Genomic DNA, 13,914 nt, shown 5'->3' with positions numbered 1-13,914 from the left:
GCGAGACACGCCGAGGCGGAGCCGCGAACCGGCGTGTGTCTCGCGTTCGCGTAGCTGTGTTACGCCCCTGGGTAGGTGTGTGACGCGCTCGCGAGGCCGCCGGGCAATCCGGGGCGAGGTGAGGTTGTCGTGGTGAGCATGGTCCGGGTCGGCGCCGCTCCGGTTCCGCTGTCGCGGAATGGGAACTACAACATTCTGTGGGCCAGCCAGGTGATCTCCGAGCTGGGCACCGAGATGTCGTACATCGCGTTCCCGCTGCTGATCCTGGCCACCTCCGGATCGCCGCTGGAGATGGGCATCGTGTCGGCGGCGACCGCGGCGGCGCACATGGTGGGTGAGGTGCCCGGCGGGGTGCTGGCCGACCGCTTCGACCGCAAGAAGATCATGCTGCTGTGCGAGGGGGTCCGGGCGCTCGCGCTGGCCAGCCTCGTCATCGCGCTGCTGCTCGGGCACTACTCGTTCGGGCACGTCGTGCTCGTCGCCATCGTCGAAGGCGCGTTCAGCTCGCTGTTCGGACCCGCCGAGGAGGCCACGGTTCCGCGCATCGTGCCCGAGTCACAGCTGCCGAACGCGGTCGCGCGCAACGCCGCCCGGACCTACCTGGCCGGGCTCGCCGGCCCGGCCGTCGGCGGTTTCCTGTTCAGCATCAACCGGATCGTGCCGTTCCTGGCCGACGCGATCTCCTACGCGGTGTCGTTCGCCGGCCTGCTGTTCCTGCGGCTGCCCGCGCGCGAGGAGCCGGCCGAACCCGAGACGGGCCGCGGTGCCCTCGCCGGGTTCGGCTGGGTGCTGCGGCAGCGGGTGATCCGCACGACGATGGTCTGGGTGGTGCTCACCAACCTGGTGTTCAGCGCCCTCGTCATCGTGATCCTCGCGGTCGCCGGCGAGGACCGCGCCGGCCCCGGCGAGATCGGCCTGATGATGGCGTTCTTCGGCGCCGGCGGCCTGCTCGGCGCCGTTGCCGCCGCCCGCCTGCACTCGGCCCTGCCCGCCCCGGTGATCGTCATCGGCTTCTCCTGGATCGCCGCCGCCCTCACCGCCACCATGACCCTGGTCCCCGGCGGCCTCCCGCTCGGCGTGATCATCGGCGTGGCCGCCTTCTTCGCCCCGGTGGCCAACACGACCATCCTCACCTACCAGATGATGATCACCCCGGACGAGCTGCGCGGCCGCCTCGCCGGCGTCACCGGCCTCGCCGGCGGCACCGCCGGCGCCCTCGGCCCACTCCTCGGCGGCATCCTGATGACCAGCGCCGGCGGCGCCGGCGTCCCGATCTGCGCCGCCGCCCTCGCCGCCGTCGCGCTCGGCACCACCCTCAGCCCCACGCTGCGCCGCTTCCCCGCCCTCCACCCCGAAACCCCAGCCAGATGACGCGCGTCAAGCCGAGCCCCGGCGCCCGCCGTAAGGTCGTTTCGTGAGCGATACCAGGGGTGTGACCCGGTCGCTGGACCGCCTCACACCCCGCGAACGTGAAGTGCTGGCGGTCATGGCCCAGGGCCGGACCAACGCCGACATCGCCGCCACCCTCGGCATCAGCCGCGCCGCCGTCGCCAAGCACATCGGCAGCATCTTCACCAAACTCGGACTGTCCCATTCGGACGGTCACCGACGGGTCCTCGCCGTCCTCACCTACCTGCGCGGCTGACTGGAGCGCGATGAAGGCGTCCTTCGGGACACTCAACGCCCTGAAGGCCGCCTTCAGGGCATCACCGCTCCTCCATGGCGCGGATGAGGCTGGCCGGGCGCATGTCGGTCCAGTGGGTTTCGACGTACTCCAGGCAGGCCGCGCGGGTGTCCTCGTCGTGCACGACGTGCCAGCCGCTGGGCACCTCGGCGAAGGACGGCCAGAGCGAATGCTGACCCTCGTCGTTCACGAGCACCCGGTAGGTGGCGTTCTCGTCTTCGAAGGGATTGGACATCGGAGTCCTTTCGCCGGTCGTCCGCGCACGATCATTTACCGTTTCCACCGGCGGTGGCAAGGGTGTTCAGTCAGGGCCGAATGTTGCTGGCGGACGGCCGGTGGCGCGGTAGCGTGGCCTATCCGCCGAAAGGTGTGGACATGACCGACTGGTTTCGCCGGTACCGGCGGGTGTCCGAGCCGCGGGTCCGGCTGGTGTGCTTTCCGCACGCCGGGGGTTCGGCCAGCGTTTACCGTTCCTGGCCGCACCGGCTACCGGACGACGTCGAGGTGCTCGCCGTGCAGTATCCGGGCCGCCAGGACCGGCTGCGGGAGCCCTGCGTCGACCGGATGGACCGGCTCGCCACCCTGGTGGCCAGCGCCCTGCTGCCGTTCCTGGACCGGCCGCTGGCCCTGTTCGGCCACAGCATGGGCGCCTCGCTCGCGCACGAGGTCGCGGTGCGGCTGGAACGGTCGCACGGCGCGGACATCGTCCTGCTGCTCGTCTCCGCGCGGCTGCCGCCCCGGCACCACCGGCCGCGCGACGTGCACCACGACGACGAAACCCTGCTCGCCGACGTGCGGATGCTGGACCCGGTCAACTCCGCCGTGCTGGACGACCCGGACATGCGCGAGCTGATGCTGCCGGTGATCCGGGCCGACTACCAGGTCGCCGACTCCTACCGCCCGTCACAGCCGCTCGTGCAGGTCCCGGTGGTGGCCTACGCCGGCGACGCGGACCCGACCGTCGGGGTCGGGCAGCTGCGCGCCTGGTCCGAGATCACCACGGCCGGTTTCGCCCTGGCGGTGTTCCCCGGCGACCACTTCTACCTGGTGTCGGGCGAGGCCGGGCTGGTCGCCGACATCGGCACCCGCCTCGACGCCGCCACCGGGGCGCCGAATGGCGGTAGATCCAGGTTTACCGCTGAATTGGTTGCCGGCGAATAAAGCCGAAGAACACTCTTGCATAACCACCGGCGTGGTCAGTCGTTCTCTCATAGTGTGGGCCGAGTTGCCGGCTCAACAATGGCGAGTTAGCGTTGCAACTGGACGCAAGAAGACGGCGGCATCTCAGAAGGACGCGACCCTTCGCTCGCCGGTTCCCCTTGCGCCGGTGTTAACCTGCTGTTTTCGATGCCTTTGGTCGCATAGCGTACCACTCGCGAGCGCCGGCATCACCGCGGCGAACCCACCGTCATCGGGCATTCCTACGTGCGCTGAAATTGTCGGGGGTTTTCGCGTGTTAAGATTTCACTTCATTGCCCAGGATATGGCCCGGGTCCGGATGAGAGCCACCCTCGGCCCGCTGGCCGAGAGCCTGTTCGCCCTGGATTTGTTCGTGCGCGGCGGAAGCGTCGCGTTCAACGGCTGGCGCCGGCACGTCCGCCACCGGCTCGGCGGGCGGGCCGACGCGCTCGCCGCGCTGGCCCGGTACCACCGCCCGGTGCCGGACCTGCTGTGGGTGCTGGACCGGCCGGCCGGCACCGGTGACCAGCGGCGCGCGCGGATGCTGGCCGCGCTGCTGGAGTTCCGCCAGGCCGCCGTGGATCCGTACTGGAGCCGGGTGCAGTCCCAGCTCGAGGTCGAGCGGGACGCCCGCGGCCGCATCGTGATCGCCAAAGGGGTCGAGCACCTGCTGAGCACGCTGCACCCGAAGTTGCGCTGGCGCGCCCCGGTCCTCGAGGCCCCCGCCGACCGCGACGTCGACGTCCACCTGTCCGGCCGCGGCCTGCAGCTCTGCCCGTCCCTGTTCCTCTACGACAAACCCTGCATCCTCGGCGCCGGCAACCCTGACGGCCCGCCGACCCTCGCCTTCCCCATCCCCATCTCCGCCGCCACGGTCACCGCGCTCTGCAGCGCCCCCGACACCAACGACCAGGCCCTCTCCGCGCTCGTCGGCCACACCCGCGCCGCCGCCCTGCAGGCCCTGACCGACAGCTGCACCACCACCGAACTGGCCCAGCGCCTCAACATCTCCTCCGCCGGTGCCAGCCAGCACGCCTCCATCCTGCGCGAAGCCGGCCTGATCACCACCTGCCGCAACCGCAACACCGTTCTGCACGCCCTCACCTCGCTCGGCATGGCCCTGCTGCAGAACTACGACCCCGTGGACAGGGGTGTGCCCCCGACGCGATCCGCGTCGGGGGCACAACCGGCGACATGAGGTTACAAGAGGTTACGGAGTGCTGGCGCCACCCGGCTGGGTCACGCCGTTCACCGTGAGGGTGTAGGGGGCGTACTGCTGCACCTGCTCGGTCGGCTCGTCGTAGGCGACCACGGCGACGACCTTGGGGAACAGGGAGAGCAGGAGGAGTTGCAGCCGGCCGAGGCGCACGGAGTCCTTGCCGTTGAACTCGACCTGCAGGGCCAGCGAGTGCTGCTCGTCGACGCCGATCAGGCGCAGGTTCCAGTTGTTGACCTGGATCGGCTTGACCTCCGTGGGGGAGTCGAAGCGGTCCAGGCTGGCGCCGTCGCTGATCGCGGTGCCGCCGAGGGTGACGTCGTCGACGAGGAAACCGCCCTCGTTCACGCCGCCGTCGCTGACGTACCGGAAGCTGAGCAGCACGGTCTTCCCGGCGTAGGCGGAAAGGTCGTACGAGTGCGCCTCGAAACCCGTGGTGGTGCCGTTGAGTCCGGGCCCGAGCGGCGCGTCGACGGTCTTGTCGCCGGCCACCGAGGTGTAGGTCGCCCCACCGTCGGTGGAGACCTGCACGTAGGCGTAGTCGAAGCCGAACTCGGCGCCGTACTTCGCCAGGAAGCGCAGCGTCGGGTCGGTGGCCGGCACCGTCACCGAGGTGACCGCCGCGGCGTCCAGGTTGGTGCTGTTGCCCGACCACAACACCGGGTTGCCGTTCCGGTCCGGGTCGTTGGACACCACGGTCCACATCAGCGGCAGCGGCGGCAGTGCCCGCGCGCCCTGGAAGCTGAGCGAGCGCAGGTCGCGTCCATTGAGGACGGTGCCGTTCGCCTTCTGCAGCTGCACGTAGTCCGCGCCGTTCGGGCCGGCACCCGGGTCGTTGTTCACGTCCGGGTTGCCGAAGTTGACCGTGGAGCGAAGGCTCGGCGTGGTCACCCGGTTCTTCGGCACACCGAGGATGACGCCTCGGCGCGAGTCACCGACGATCTTGTCCACCAGGTTCATCGTCTGGAAGTCGTGGAGCACCTGGTACATGTCGGTGACGCCGACGCCCTGCAGCGCGGCCCGGAGGCTGGCGAAGCCCTGCAGCGCGCCGTCCCGGTGCAGCCGCGACATGAACGCCGTGCCGTACCGGTCGAACAGGAACAGCATGAACGAGTACGCGTTGCCGTAGTCGGCGAGCACCTTGGTCCCGGTCTCGCCCTCGTTCCACAGGTTCAGCGAGTTCTCCGGCCCGCCGCAGTCCCTCGGGTTGGTGTTGAACGGCGTCTGCACGCTGCCGAACCCGAGGAAACAGTTGATGTGGTTGTCGAACCCGCTGTCGAACACGGTCTTCGTGCCGTCCACGTAGCCGACCAGGGTCTGGGCGAAGTCGGACAGGCCCTCGTTCATCCAGGTGGTCTCGAACGGGTCGGTGTAGAAGTGCAGCAGGTGCTGCCATTCGTGCGCGAACGTGCCCTCGTACAGCCGCGGCCGGGCCGGCCGGCTGGTGCACAGGTCGTTGGTCGGCTCGTCCGGCACGGTCGCGCCGGTGCGGTGCGCCCAGTCGAACGCGTCGATCGTCATCACGTTGCGGTCGAACAGCTGGTTGAACTGCGCGGAGAAGAAGCCGGCGATGTAGGTCGGCGCGGCCGGGAAGTCGTAGAAGTTGTCGTCCCGGACGTTGTCGATCAGCGCGACCGTCCTGTCGCCGGCACCGGTGTAGACGCCGCCGTTGCCGTTGGCGTCCGGCGGGATCAGCGAGTTGCTCCCGTCCCGGTCCGGCGGCGTGCTGAATGTCGCCGTCTCCTTGGGGAACATGTTGTGGTCGAACTGGTCGACCAGGCCGGCCACCTGCGCGTCGGTCACCGTGGTGGAGTTGGGGATCTGCGCGCGGCAGTCACCGGCCGGGAATGCGGTGTCGTTGGAGACCCATACCTCGATCTTGTCGCCGACGCCCTTGAGGGTGTAGTTCTTGCGGTAGAGGATGCCGTTGAAGTCGTCCAGGCCGAGCCACTGCCGCACGGTGCCCACCGGCGGGGTCGTGGCGGCCACCGCGGCGCGTCGCTGGGCGCTGGGCTGGTAGCGCTGGGGGGTGTCGACCTTCTTGCCGTCGAGCGTGAAGTCCGTGCGCTTCAGCTCCCTGGTGTCGGGCGCGTCGGCCGATGCGGTACCCGAAGGCCCCGCCGCGCCGGCCGTCGACCCCGGAAGCACCTGCAGCACAGGAACGAGCAGCAGGGCGGCCGCGGCTCCCACTAATCGTCTACGTCGCATGGAATCCCTTTCGTTGTTCAGTGCGCCCCTTGGCCCACCCGTGCGCACCCCGATGCACACATGCGCATGGCACGTTAGATCACGGCATGCCTCCGTGGCCATGGCCGATCTGAGGGTGTTTTGGGCATTTTCCGGTCAGGACGTGTCAGGCCGTTACGCTGCGTTCCCTTGTGATTGACTGGCCGCATGATCGAAGGAGCCGTGAGCGGAACGGCGTCCTGGTCGCGCCAGTCGTCGACGGTGATGTTCTCGTCCAGGTGGTTCGAGGTGCGCCGGGACGAGACGACCCGGCCGGACGGGTCGTGGGGAACGTATGACCACGTGATCGTGCCGGGATCGGTGACCGTGCTCGCGGTCGACGACAGCGGGCGGCTGGCGGTGACCCGGCAGTGGATTTACGTGCATGACGCGCCGCAGTGGCGGTTGCCGACCGGGCGGATCGAGGCCACCGATCCGGACCCGGAGGCGGCGGCCCGCCGCGAGCTGCGGGAGGAGACCGGGATCTCGGCCGACCGGCTGGAGCGCCTGGGGGCGATCACCTGCGCCGACTCGTTCACCAACCTCCGCGAGCACGCCTTCCTGGCCACCGGGCTGCGGCAGGGGCCGGCCCGGCTGGAGGCCGGGGAAGCCGACCTCGAGCTGCACTGGCTGCCGTTCGAGCGGGTCCTGGCGATGGTGCGCGGTGGCGAGCTGCCGCACGCCGGCAGCTCGTTCGCGGTGCTCAGCGCCTTCGCCCTGGGCCGAATCACGCCGTAGGAACAATTCCGCCCGTTGACCGTTTCCCATTCTGTTGGAAACGGTCACCTTCTTGTTGGTGCGCAGGACATCGCCAATCCTCTTTGTAGGCGCCCGAAATCAAACCTGGCAGGCGCCGATCACACAATGGAGGCCGTCATGTCCTTGCTCCGTTTTGCCCTGAACCCGGCCAAGGTCGCCGCGCTCGCCGGAGCCGTGTTCTTCGCCCTCGCGATTCCGGTTCTCAGCACCGCGCCGTCGATTGCGGACACCGGAAGCTCCAGCGAGAACCCGTCCCCAGCCGGGGTCGACGACCATCTGTGGGACAAGTGACGGGCCTGGATCGCCGCCCGGCCACCCCGGATTAATTCCCGTCGGGAGGCCGGGCTCCGCCGGGATGATATTGCGCCCGCCTGTCACAAATGATGTAATCCGGGTGAGGCAGGGGAGGGACGTCACCTGGGAGGCGCCGTGACTGTGTCATTTGGAACACAGTTGAGGCTACACCGTCAGGCCGCTGGCATTTCAATGAGCGAGCTGGCCCGGCGGATCAACTACAGCAAGAGCTATTTAAGCAAGATCGAAAACGATCTGAAGCCGCCGAACCCGGTCCTGGCCCGGCGGTGCGACGCCGAGCTGGACGCGGGCGGGGTGCTCTCCGCTCTCGTCCCGGCCGTGCCCGGGCCGCAGGTCGCCGAGGAGAGCAGCGATGACGAGGTGTGGCTGATGTCGCTGGACGACGGCGGGGACCCCCGCCACCACCTTGATCGCCGCCGGGTGCTGGCCGGCGCCGGGGCGATCGTCGGCCTCGCGGTCACCCGCGGGATGCGGCCGGCCGTCGACGAGCAGGTGATCACCGGCCTGCGAGCTTCGTTCGAGGACTACCGCCGCCTCGGCATGCTGACCAGCCCGGCCGTCGTGCTGGACCCGGTGATCTCGCAGGTGCGCACGTTGCGTGCGCTGGCCGAGGGCAACGCGGAACCGGTGCGCACCCAGCTGCTGCTGCTCGCCTCGCGAGTGGCCGAGTACGCCAGTTGGTTGAGCCAGGAAGCCGGTGACGAGCCCGCGGCACTCGACTGGCTGCGGCGCGCGGTGGTGTTCGCCGAGGCCGGCCAGGACCAGCAGCTGGCCAGCTACGCGCTGGTTCGCAAGGCGGAGATCGCCCTGTGCCGGCACGACCTGCTCAGCGCAATCGAACTGGCTCAGCTCGCGCAGGCGGACCGCGGGGTGGGTCCGCGGATTCGCGGTCTCGCGGCGCGGTGCGAGGCGCAGGGGCACGCGCTCGACGGCGACCGCGACGCGTGTGAGCGTGCGCTCGACCGGGCCGCCGAGCTGCTCGCCGTGGCCGACCCGGCCGGAACCCATGGTCTGGTGCTCGGCTCGTCCAGCGTGACCGACGAGGTGCCGCTGATCCGTGCCTGGGCGCTCAACCACCTTGGCGCTCCGGCGAAGGCCGCGGAGCTCCTCGACCGGCACGTGGTTCACATTCCGGCGTCCGCTCGCCGCGCCCGCGCCCGGTTCGGGAGCATCCGGGCTCTTGCCTACGCCTCGGAGGGGGAGATCGATCACGCCTGCCTGCTGGCCCGGGAAGTCCTGGCGGACGCCGTTCCGGTCGACTCCGCCACGATCCGGTCCGACCTCAAGCAACTGGCTATCACGCTGGCCCGCCGGCGGAACCACGACGCCGTGCGCGAGCTCTACCCGGACCTGAGCCGCGCCTTGAGAACCACCCAGCTGGCGGGTTAACCACCGGCGCAGGCGCACGGCAACTGCTGGCGTTCGTGGCGGATTTCGTCCGCTTCGGGTGCGCGCAGCTGGTCGAACTCGGCCTCGGCGGTGTGCCAGTGGCCGGTGGCGCGGTCATGCTCGCCGAGCGCGTGCAGTGCTTGGGCGATGCCGTGATGGGCTTGGGCCTGCGTGCGGCGGTCGCCGGTGCCGGTGGCCAGGTCGAGGGCTGACTGGAAAGCGCCGAGGGCGGCCGGTTGCTCGCCGCGGGCCTGGCACGTGACGCCCCGGTCGAGGTGTAGCCGGGTCTGCAGGTTCGCGTCGGTGATCGTGTTCGCGACGGCGGCAGCGGCCTGCTCCTGGTACTGGACCGCTTCGTTGAGGCGGCCGGCGCGGCGGTGGGCGTTGCCGATGTAGTTGAGGGTGTAGGCCTGCAGGCTGCGGTCGCCGATGTCCACGGCCAGCGCGTGTGCCTCGGCGTGGTTGGCCATGGCCTGGTCCAGCCGGCCCAGGCGCTGCCGCACCGAGCCCAGGTTGTCCAGGGTGTGCGCCAGACCGCGGGGATAGCCGACGGTGCGCAGGAGCTCGACGGCGGTGACCTGCTGGCGCTCGGCCAACTCCAGGTCGCCCTGCTGCTCGTTGAGGGCGCCGAGCTGGCTGAGCGCATGCGCTTGCCCGCTGCGGTCCCCGGTCCTCTCGTACCTGTCGAGCGCGGCGCCGAAATGGGCGATGGCCCGCTCGTGATCACCCAGACCGACCATCGGCAATGCGATGGCGCACAGTGTGTCGGCCTCGCCCTGGACGTCGCCCAGGGCGACCCAGCGGGTCAGCGCCTGCGCGGCGACCTCGAGTGCCTCGGTCAGCCGCCCGGAGCGCCAGTGCGCGGTGGACAGCCGCAGCAACACGTGAGCCTGTCCGGAGCGGTTGTCCTGGTTGGCCAGTACTGTGCGTTTGGCCAGTTCCAGCGTCTGGGTCCAGTCCTTGAGATGCCCGCTGGTGCCGAAGAACCGCGACAGCAACACGGCCAGCCGCCAGGCGTGCTCCGGGAAGTCGTGCTCGGCGGCGTAGGTGATCGCGGCGACCAGGTTGGGCCGCTCCGCGCCGAGCCAGGCCAATGCCGCCTTCTGGTCCGGAAACATCGGCATCACCAGGCACTTCCGCTCCACCGCCGGCTGCTGTTCGCGATCGAACGGAAATGCCGTGGCCGCCGCCGCGGAGGTGGTGACCAGGTAGAAGTCGAGCAGCCGGCCAAGCGCCTCGGCCGGTTCGTGGGGGCCGTCCGGGCCGGCGAGCGAGGTGGCGAACTCCTTGAGCGGGTCGAGCAGGTGGTACCGCTCCGGGGTGCTCTCCTCGAGCAGGCTTATCGCGTGCAGCCCGTCCAGCAACTTCCGAGCGTCCGCTAGGTCGCAGGCCATGAGCGCGGCCGCGCCGTAGCCGCTCAGGTCGTGGCCGGGGAGGTGGCCGAGCAGCCGGAACAGGGTGCGCTGGGGGCCGTCGAGTTGTTGGTAGGACACCAGGTAAGGGACCGCGCCGGTGTCGCCGAAGCCGGCGTCCCGGCGCCAGGGCCCGGCCTGCATGAGCATCCGGATGAGATGGTCGAGCGGCCACTGCTCGTGCCGGCGGAACTGGGCGGCCACCACCCTGATCATCAGCGGCAGCCGGCCGCAGCGTGTGACCACGTCGGTGACCTGGGCGGAGCGGCCGTGCACGCGCGGGGTCCCGACCAGCCGGCGGAACAGCTCCGCGGCGTTGTCCGCCGGCAGCGGGCGCAGCCGCAGGTTGATGCCGGCGTCGAGGTCCCCGGTCACCCGGCTGGTCACGATCGCCAGGCAACCCGGATCCTCGGGCAGCAGCGGCCGGGCCTGCTCGGCGTACCGGGCGTTGTCCAGCACCACCAGGGTGCGCGTGCCGGCCAGCCGGTCCTGGTACAGCTCCGCCCGGGCCGCCGCGCCGGCCGGGATGCGCTCGGCCGGCACCTCCAGGTCAGCCAAGAGCCGAGCGAGTGCCTCGGCTGCCGGCGTGGGTTCGGTGTTCGGGGTGAACCCGTTGAGCTCGATGAACAGCCGGCCGTCGGTGAACCGGCTGCGCAGCCGGTGCGCCGCCTCCACCGCCAACGCCGTCTTGCCCACCCCGGGCAACCCGCTCAACCACACCAGACCAGGCCCCTCTTCCCGCAGGTGTGACTCGATCACCTGCAGCTCCTCGGCCCGCCCGGTGAACGTGGCCGGCCGCGGCGGCAGCGTGCTCAGCGGCTCGCCGTGCTGCGCCAGCCACACCAGGCGGCGCAGGTCGGTGGAGGTCTCCATGCCGTACTCGTCCAAGGCCTCCCGGGTGCGGTGATAGACCTCCATCGCCTGGACCCGGTCTCCGTTGGTCAGCAGTGCCCGCATCAGCAACTGGGCCAGCCGCTGCCGGCTGGGTTCGGCGTGCACCGCGGGCCAGAGCTGGTCGCGCACCCACCGGTGGTTGCCCTCGGCCAGCTCGCCCTCGGCCAGATCACCCAGGGCGTCGAAATAGGCCTCGTCCGGCGAGATCACCTCGCTGCCGCCGACCCGGTCGATGTCGAGGTCCTCCAGGAACTGACCCCGCCGCAGGGCCACCGCGGTCCGCAACAGCGCCGTCGCCCGGTCGCGGTCCCGGTTGCGCCGGGCCTGGTCCGCCTCCTCGCACAGCTTCGTGAACCTGACGGTGTCCAGCCGGTCCTCGGGCACCCGCAGCACGTACCCGGTCGGGGTGGTGTCCAGGGACACCTCCGTGGCGTCCTTCAGCAGCTTGCGGATCTTGGCGATGTAGCCCGGAACCAGGTTCGTCCTCGGCCGGTTGTCCCCCCACACCGTGGCGATCAGCCGGTCCGTGGCCACCGGCCGGCCCAGGTGCAGCAGCAACACCACCAGGATGTAGCGCTGCTGAAGATCACCCAGCTCCACCGGGGCGCCGTCGTGCCACGCCTCGAACGGGCCCAACAACCGAAACTCCACACCTGTCTCCCACTTCTCGTCGAGGGAAACATCGCCGAAACCATGCCACCGGTGTCGCCCGGCTGATCTTTTTCTGGTCCATGTTCCATCAACGTCTCGACGGCACGCTGACGTGACTTGTCCGGCAGCTCTGTCGAGGAGAACCACGTATATGCCATCCCCATACGTGTTGCCCTGCTATGTCGTCTGCGACAGTTCCGTCTCCATGACGGAGCACATTGACGCGGTGAACGGCAGTGTCCTGGAGTTGTGCCGGACGGCCGGCGCCGACCCGGTCGTGGCGGACCGCACCCGGATCTGCGTGATCGGGTTCTCCAACTCGGCCACGGTCGTGGTGCCGCTGCGGCGCCCGCGCGAGATCACCGAGGTCGACGGGCTGACCCCGGCCGGCGCCACCAATTTCGGCGCCGCGTTCACGTTGCTGCGTGACACCATCGAGCGCGACACGGCCACGCTCGCCGCCCAGGACTACCGGGTGCACCGGCCGGCCGTGTTCTTCCTGTCCGACGGCCAGCCGACGGATCCGGTGACCTGGCCGGCGGCCCACGCAGCGCTGACCGATCCGTCCTGGCCGGCGCATCCCAACATGATCGCGTTCGGGGTCGGGGACGCGGATCCGGCCACGATCGGCAGGGTCGGCACGTTCCGGTCCTTCGTCGGGCGGGAGGCGGTGAGCCCGGGCGCGGCCCTGTGCGGGTTCGCCAGGTGCCTGCTGGCCGGTTCGTGAGCCGTGATTGGCACGTATGCAGGTTTGGTCCATATCCGGTCCATCCCCGGGGTCCAGGATGTCCACCGGCCGCTGCTGATTCCGGAGTGGACTTGTCAGGCGGGAGGTAATCCGATGGAGGTTCATTAGTGGGGCCGAACGGACCAGCCGAGGGTGGGAGCGCCGGTGGCCTGGGGCGACGAGGCTCCGGCCGCCGGCGGCCGGCTCTGCTCGGGCGGATCAACGCTCGTACGGTAGCCGAGAACGAGACCAATGGCGAGTCCGGCGACAAAGGCCAGAAGCGTCATCCGCATGGTGACGGAGAACGCGCACAAGATGTTCATCTGCGTCTCTTCTCATGTGAGCCGGTCATACCGCGCGGCGCTTGTCCCAACTGTGCTGGTGGCCGGTCGGCTCCGGCAATGCGTTTCCCGCACCCGGTGGGAGGGGCAACGGGAAACGACCCGACAAATCCATCTGAAGACGGATTGATGCCAAATGGACGTGCATGGGGAACTGGTTAACGAGTTGAAGACCCTGCGCAAGGGACGGGGTCTTTACGCGAGCAGAATCGGGGAGCGGGTCGGGCCGGCGCTGCAGGAGGCCTGCCAGGTGGTCGCCGGCGACGATCCGGCCGAGATCCGGCGGAAGCTCGCCAGAAGACTCGACGTCCTGTCCGGCGCGCTGCCGCCGGACCTGCGGGTCGCGGTGCTCGCCGCGTTCGCGGTCAGCGCGGACTCGCGCCTGCCGACCTACCAGGAACGGGTCCGCTGGGCCGGGTTGGCGCTGGACCGCGATCCGCGGACCGCGCGGCGGCGGGTCGACGAGGGGATCCACCAGCTGGCCCAGCTGATGATCGGCTCGGTCGACCGGGTCGCGGCCATCGCCGGGGCCGACACCGGATGGCACACCACCGAGCTCGGCATCACGCTGGTGGCCGACCGGACGTTCCCGGAGGCCATCGAGCAGCGCACGATCGTGTCCCACCAGAACGACCTCACCCAGCTCGACCTCGCGGTGACCCTGGTGGCGCCGCACCTCCAGGCGGCCGCCGCCCGGACCGGCCGCCTGGACGTGGGCGTCGTCCACGGCGGCACGCTGACCAAGCACTGGATGGAGTCGTCCGACCGGTTCGCCTTCACCCTGGCCCTGCCCCGGCCGCTGGCCTGCGGCGACACGCATGACTTCGCGCTGCACTTCCGCCTGCCGGAACGCGAACTGGTGCGTCCGCACGTGGTCTGCGTGCCCCGCTTCCCGTGCGAGTTGTTCGACCTGCGGGTCCGGTTCGACCGCGACCGCCCGCCACCCCGGATCTGGCTGCTGCACCAGGTGCTCCAACGCGAGGTCGACGACCCGGTCCCGCACCACCAGTCCCTCACCCCGGACCCCTGCGGCGACGTGCACCTCCGGTTCCGGGACCTGACCCCCAGCCTCGCCTACGGCGCCCGCTGGGCCTATTAGCCAGGTCCGGCACAGACGTGGG

At 70.1% G+C, this 13,914-nt stretch carries 11 protein-coding genes and 1 pseudogene; 9 read left to right on the top strand and 3 right to left on the bottom strand.

Annotated features, from left to right (window positions below):
• The first annotated feature begins 138 nt into the window (after window positions 1-138).
• On the top strand, window positions 139-1,371 hold the full coding sequence (locus tag VGR06_RS17025; protein ID WP_327560072.1) for an MFS transporter: 1,233 nt from the start codon (window positions 139-141) through the stop codon (window positions 1,369-1,371).
• A gap of 73 nt (window positions 1,372-1,444) precedes the next feature.
• A pseudogene (locus VGR06_RS17020) lies at window positions 1,445-1,645 on the top strand (response regulator transcription factor); the annotation flags it as partial.
• 61 nt (window positions 1,646-1,706) lie between these two features.
• Here VGR06_RS17020 and VGR06_RS17015 read toward each other — a convergent pair.
• Window positions 1,707-1,919, bottom strand: coding sequence for an MbtH family protein (locus tag VGR06_RS17015; protein ID WP_327560057.1), 213 nt, complete (start codon window positions 1,917-1,919; stop codon window positions 1,707-1,709).
• Window positions 1,920-2,059: 140 nt separating this feature from the next.
• On the opposite strand from VGR06_RS17015, the gene VGR06_RS17010 reads away from it, so the two are divergent.
• Window positions 2,060-2,845 (top strand): thioesterase II family protein, encoded by a 786-nt coding sequence (locus VGR06_RS17010; protein WP_327560056.1) that lies wholly within the window; start codon window positions 2,060-2,062, stop codon window positions 2,843-2,845.
• Between the two features lie 337 nt (window positions 2,846-3,182).
• A complete protein-coding gene (locus VGR06_RS17005; RefSeq protein ID WP_327560055.1) occupies window positions 3,183-4,061 on the top strand; it encodes a winged helix-turn-helix domain-containing protein in 879 nt (292 codons plus the stop codon).
• Window positions 4,062-4,073: 12 nt separating this feature from the next.
• Here the strand turns inward: VGR06_RS17005 and VGR06_RS17000 are convergent, their stop codons facing one another.
• Complete coding sequence (locus tag VGR06_RS17000) at window positions 4,074-6,287, bottom strand: hypothetical protein (protein WP_327560054.1); 2,214 nt, start codon at window positions 6,285-6,287, stop codon at window positions 4,074-4,076.
• Between the two features lie 201 nt (window positions 6,288-6,488).
• Here VGR06_RS17000 and VGR06_RS16995 point away from each other — a divergent pair, with 201 nt between their 5' ends.
• From VGR06_RS16995 to VGR06_RS16985, 3 genes are all read left to right on the top strand, one after another.
• Window positions 6,489-7,043 (top strand): NUDIX hydrolase, encoded by a 555-nt coding sequence (locus VGR06_RS16995; protein ID WP_327560053.1) that lies wholly within the window; start codon window positions 6,489-6,491, stop codon window positions 7,041-7,043.
• Between the two features lie 138 nt (window positions 7,044-7,181).
• Window positions 7,182-7,355 carry a hypothetical protein gene (locus VGR06_RS16990; protein WP_327560052.1) on the top strand — a complete coding sequence of 58 codons (174 nt, stop codon included), beginning with the start codon at window positions 7,182-7,184 and terminating at the stop codon, window positions 7,353-7,355.
• 138 nt (window positions 7,356-7,493) lie between these two features.
• Window positions 7,494-8,768: a helix-turn-helix transcriptional regulator gene (locus tag VGR06_RS16985; RefSeq protein WP_327560051.1), complete on the top strand. Its 1,275-nt coding sequence runs from the start codon at window positions 7,494-7,496 to the stop codon at window positions 8,766-8,768.
• Here the strand turns inward: VGR06_RS16985 and VGR06_RS16980 are convergent.
• Window positions 8,765-11,725 (bottom strand): AfsR/SARP family transcriptional regulator, encoded by a 2,961-nt coding sequence (locus VGR06_RS16980; protein WP_327560050.1) that lies wholly within the window; start codon window positions 11,723-11,725, stop codon window positions 8,765-8,767. The two genes, VGR06_RS16985 and VGR06_RS16980, sit on opposite strands and share 4 nt — an antisense overlap.
• 151 nt (window positions 11,726-11,876) lie before the next feature.
• Between VGR06_RS16980 and VGR06_RS16975 the strand changes: the two genes are divergently transcribed.
• Together VGR06_RS16975 and VGR06_RS16970 are read left to right on the top strand one after the other, a co-directional pair.
• On the top strand, window positions 11,877-12,452 hold the full coding sequence (locus tag VGR06_RS16975) for a vWA domain-containing protein (RefSeq protein ID WP_327560049.1): 576 nt from the start codon (window positions 11,877-11,879) through the stop codon (window positions 12,450-12,452).
• 477 nt (window positions 12,453-12,929) lie between these two features.
• On the top strand, window positions 12,930-13,892 hold the full coding sequence (locus VGR06_RS16970; RefSeq protein ID WP_327560048.1) for a hypothetical protein: 963 nt from the start codon (window positions 12,930-12,932) through the stop codon (window positions 13,890-13,892).
• Window positions 13,893-13,914: the final 22 nt, after the last annotated feature.

The sequence above is a fragment of the Actinophytocola sp. genome (assembly GCF_036002505.1).
Classification (GTDB): domain Bacteria; phylum Actinomycetota; class Actinomycetes; order Mycobacteriales; family Pseudonocardiaceae; genus DASYTH01.
The sequence above is the reverse complement of the archived record's forward strand: the minus strand, read 5'-3'. Positions and strand labels throughout refer to the sequence as shown.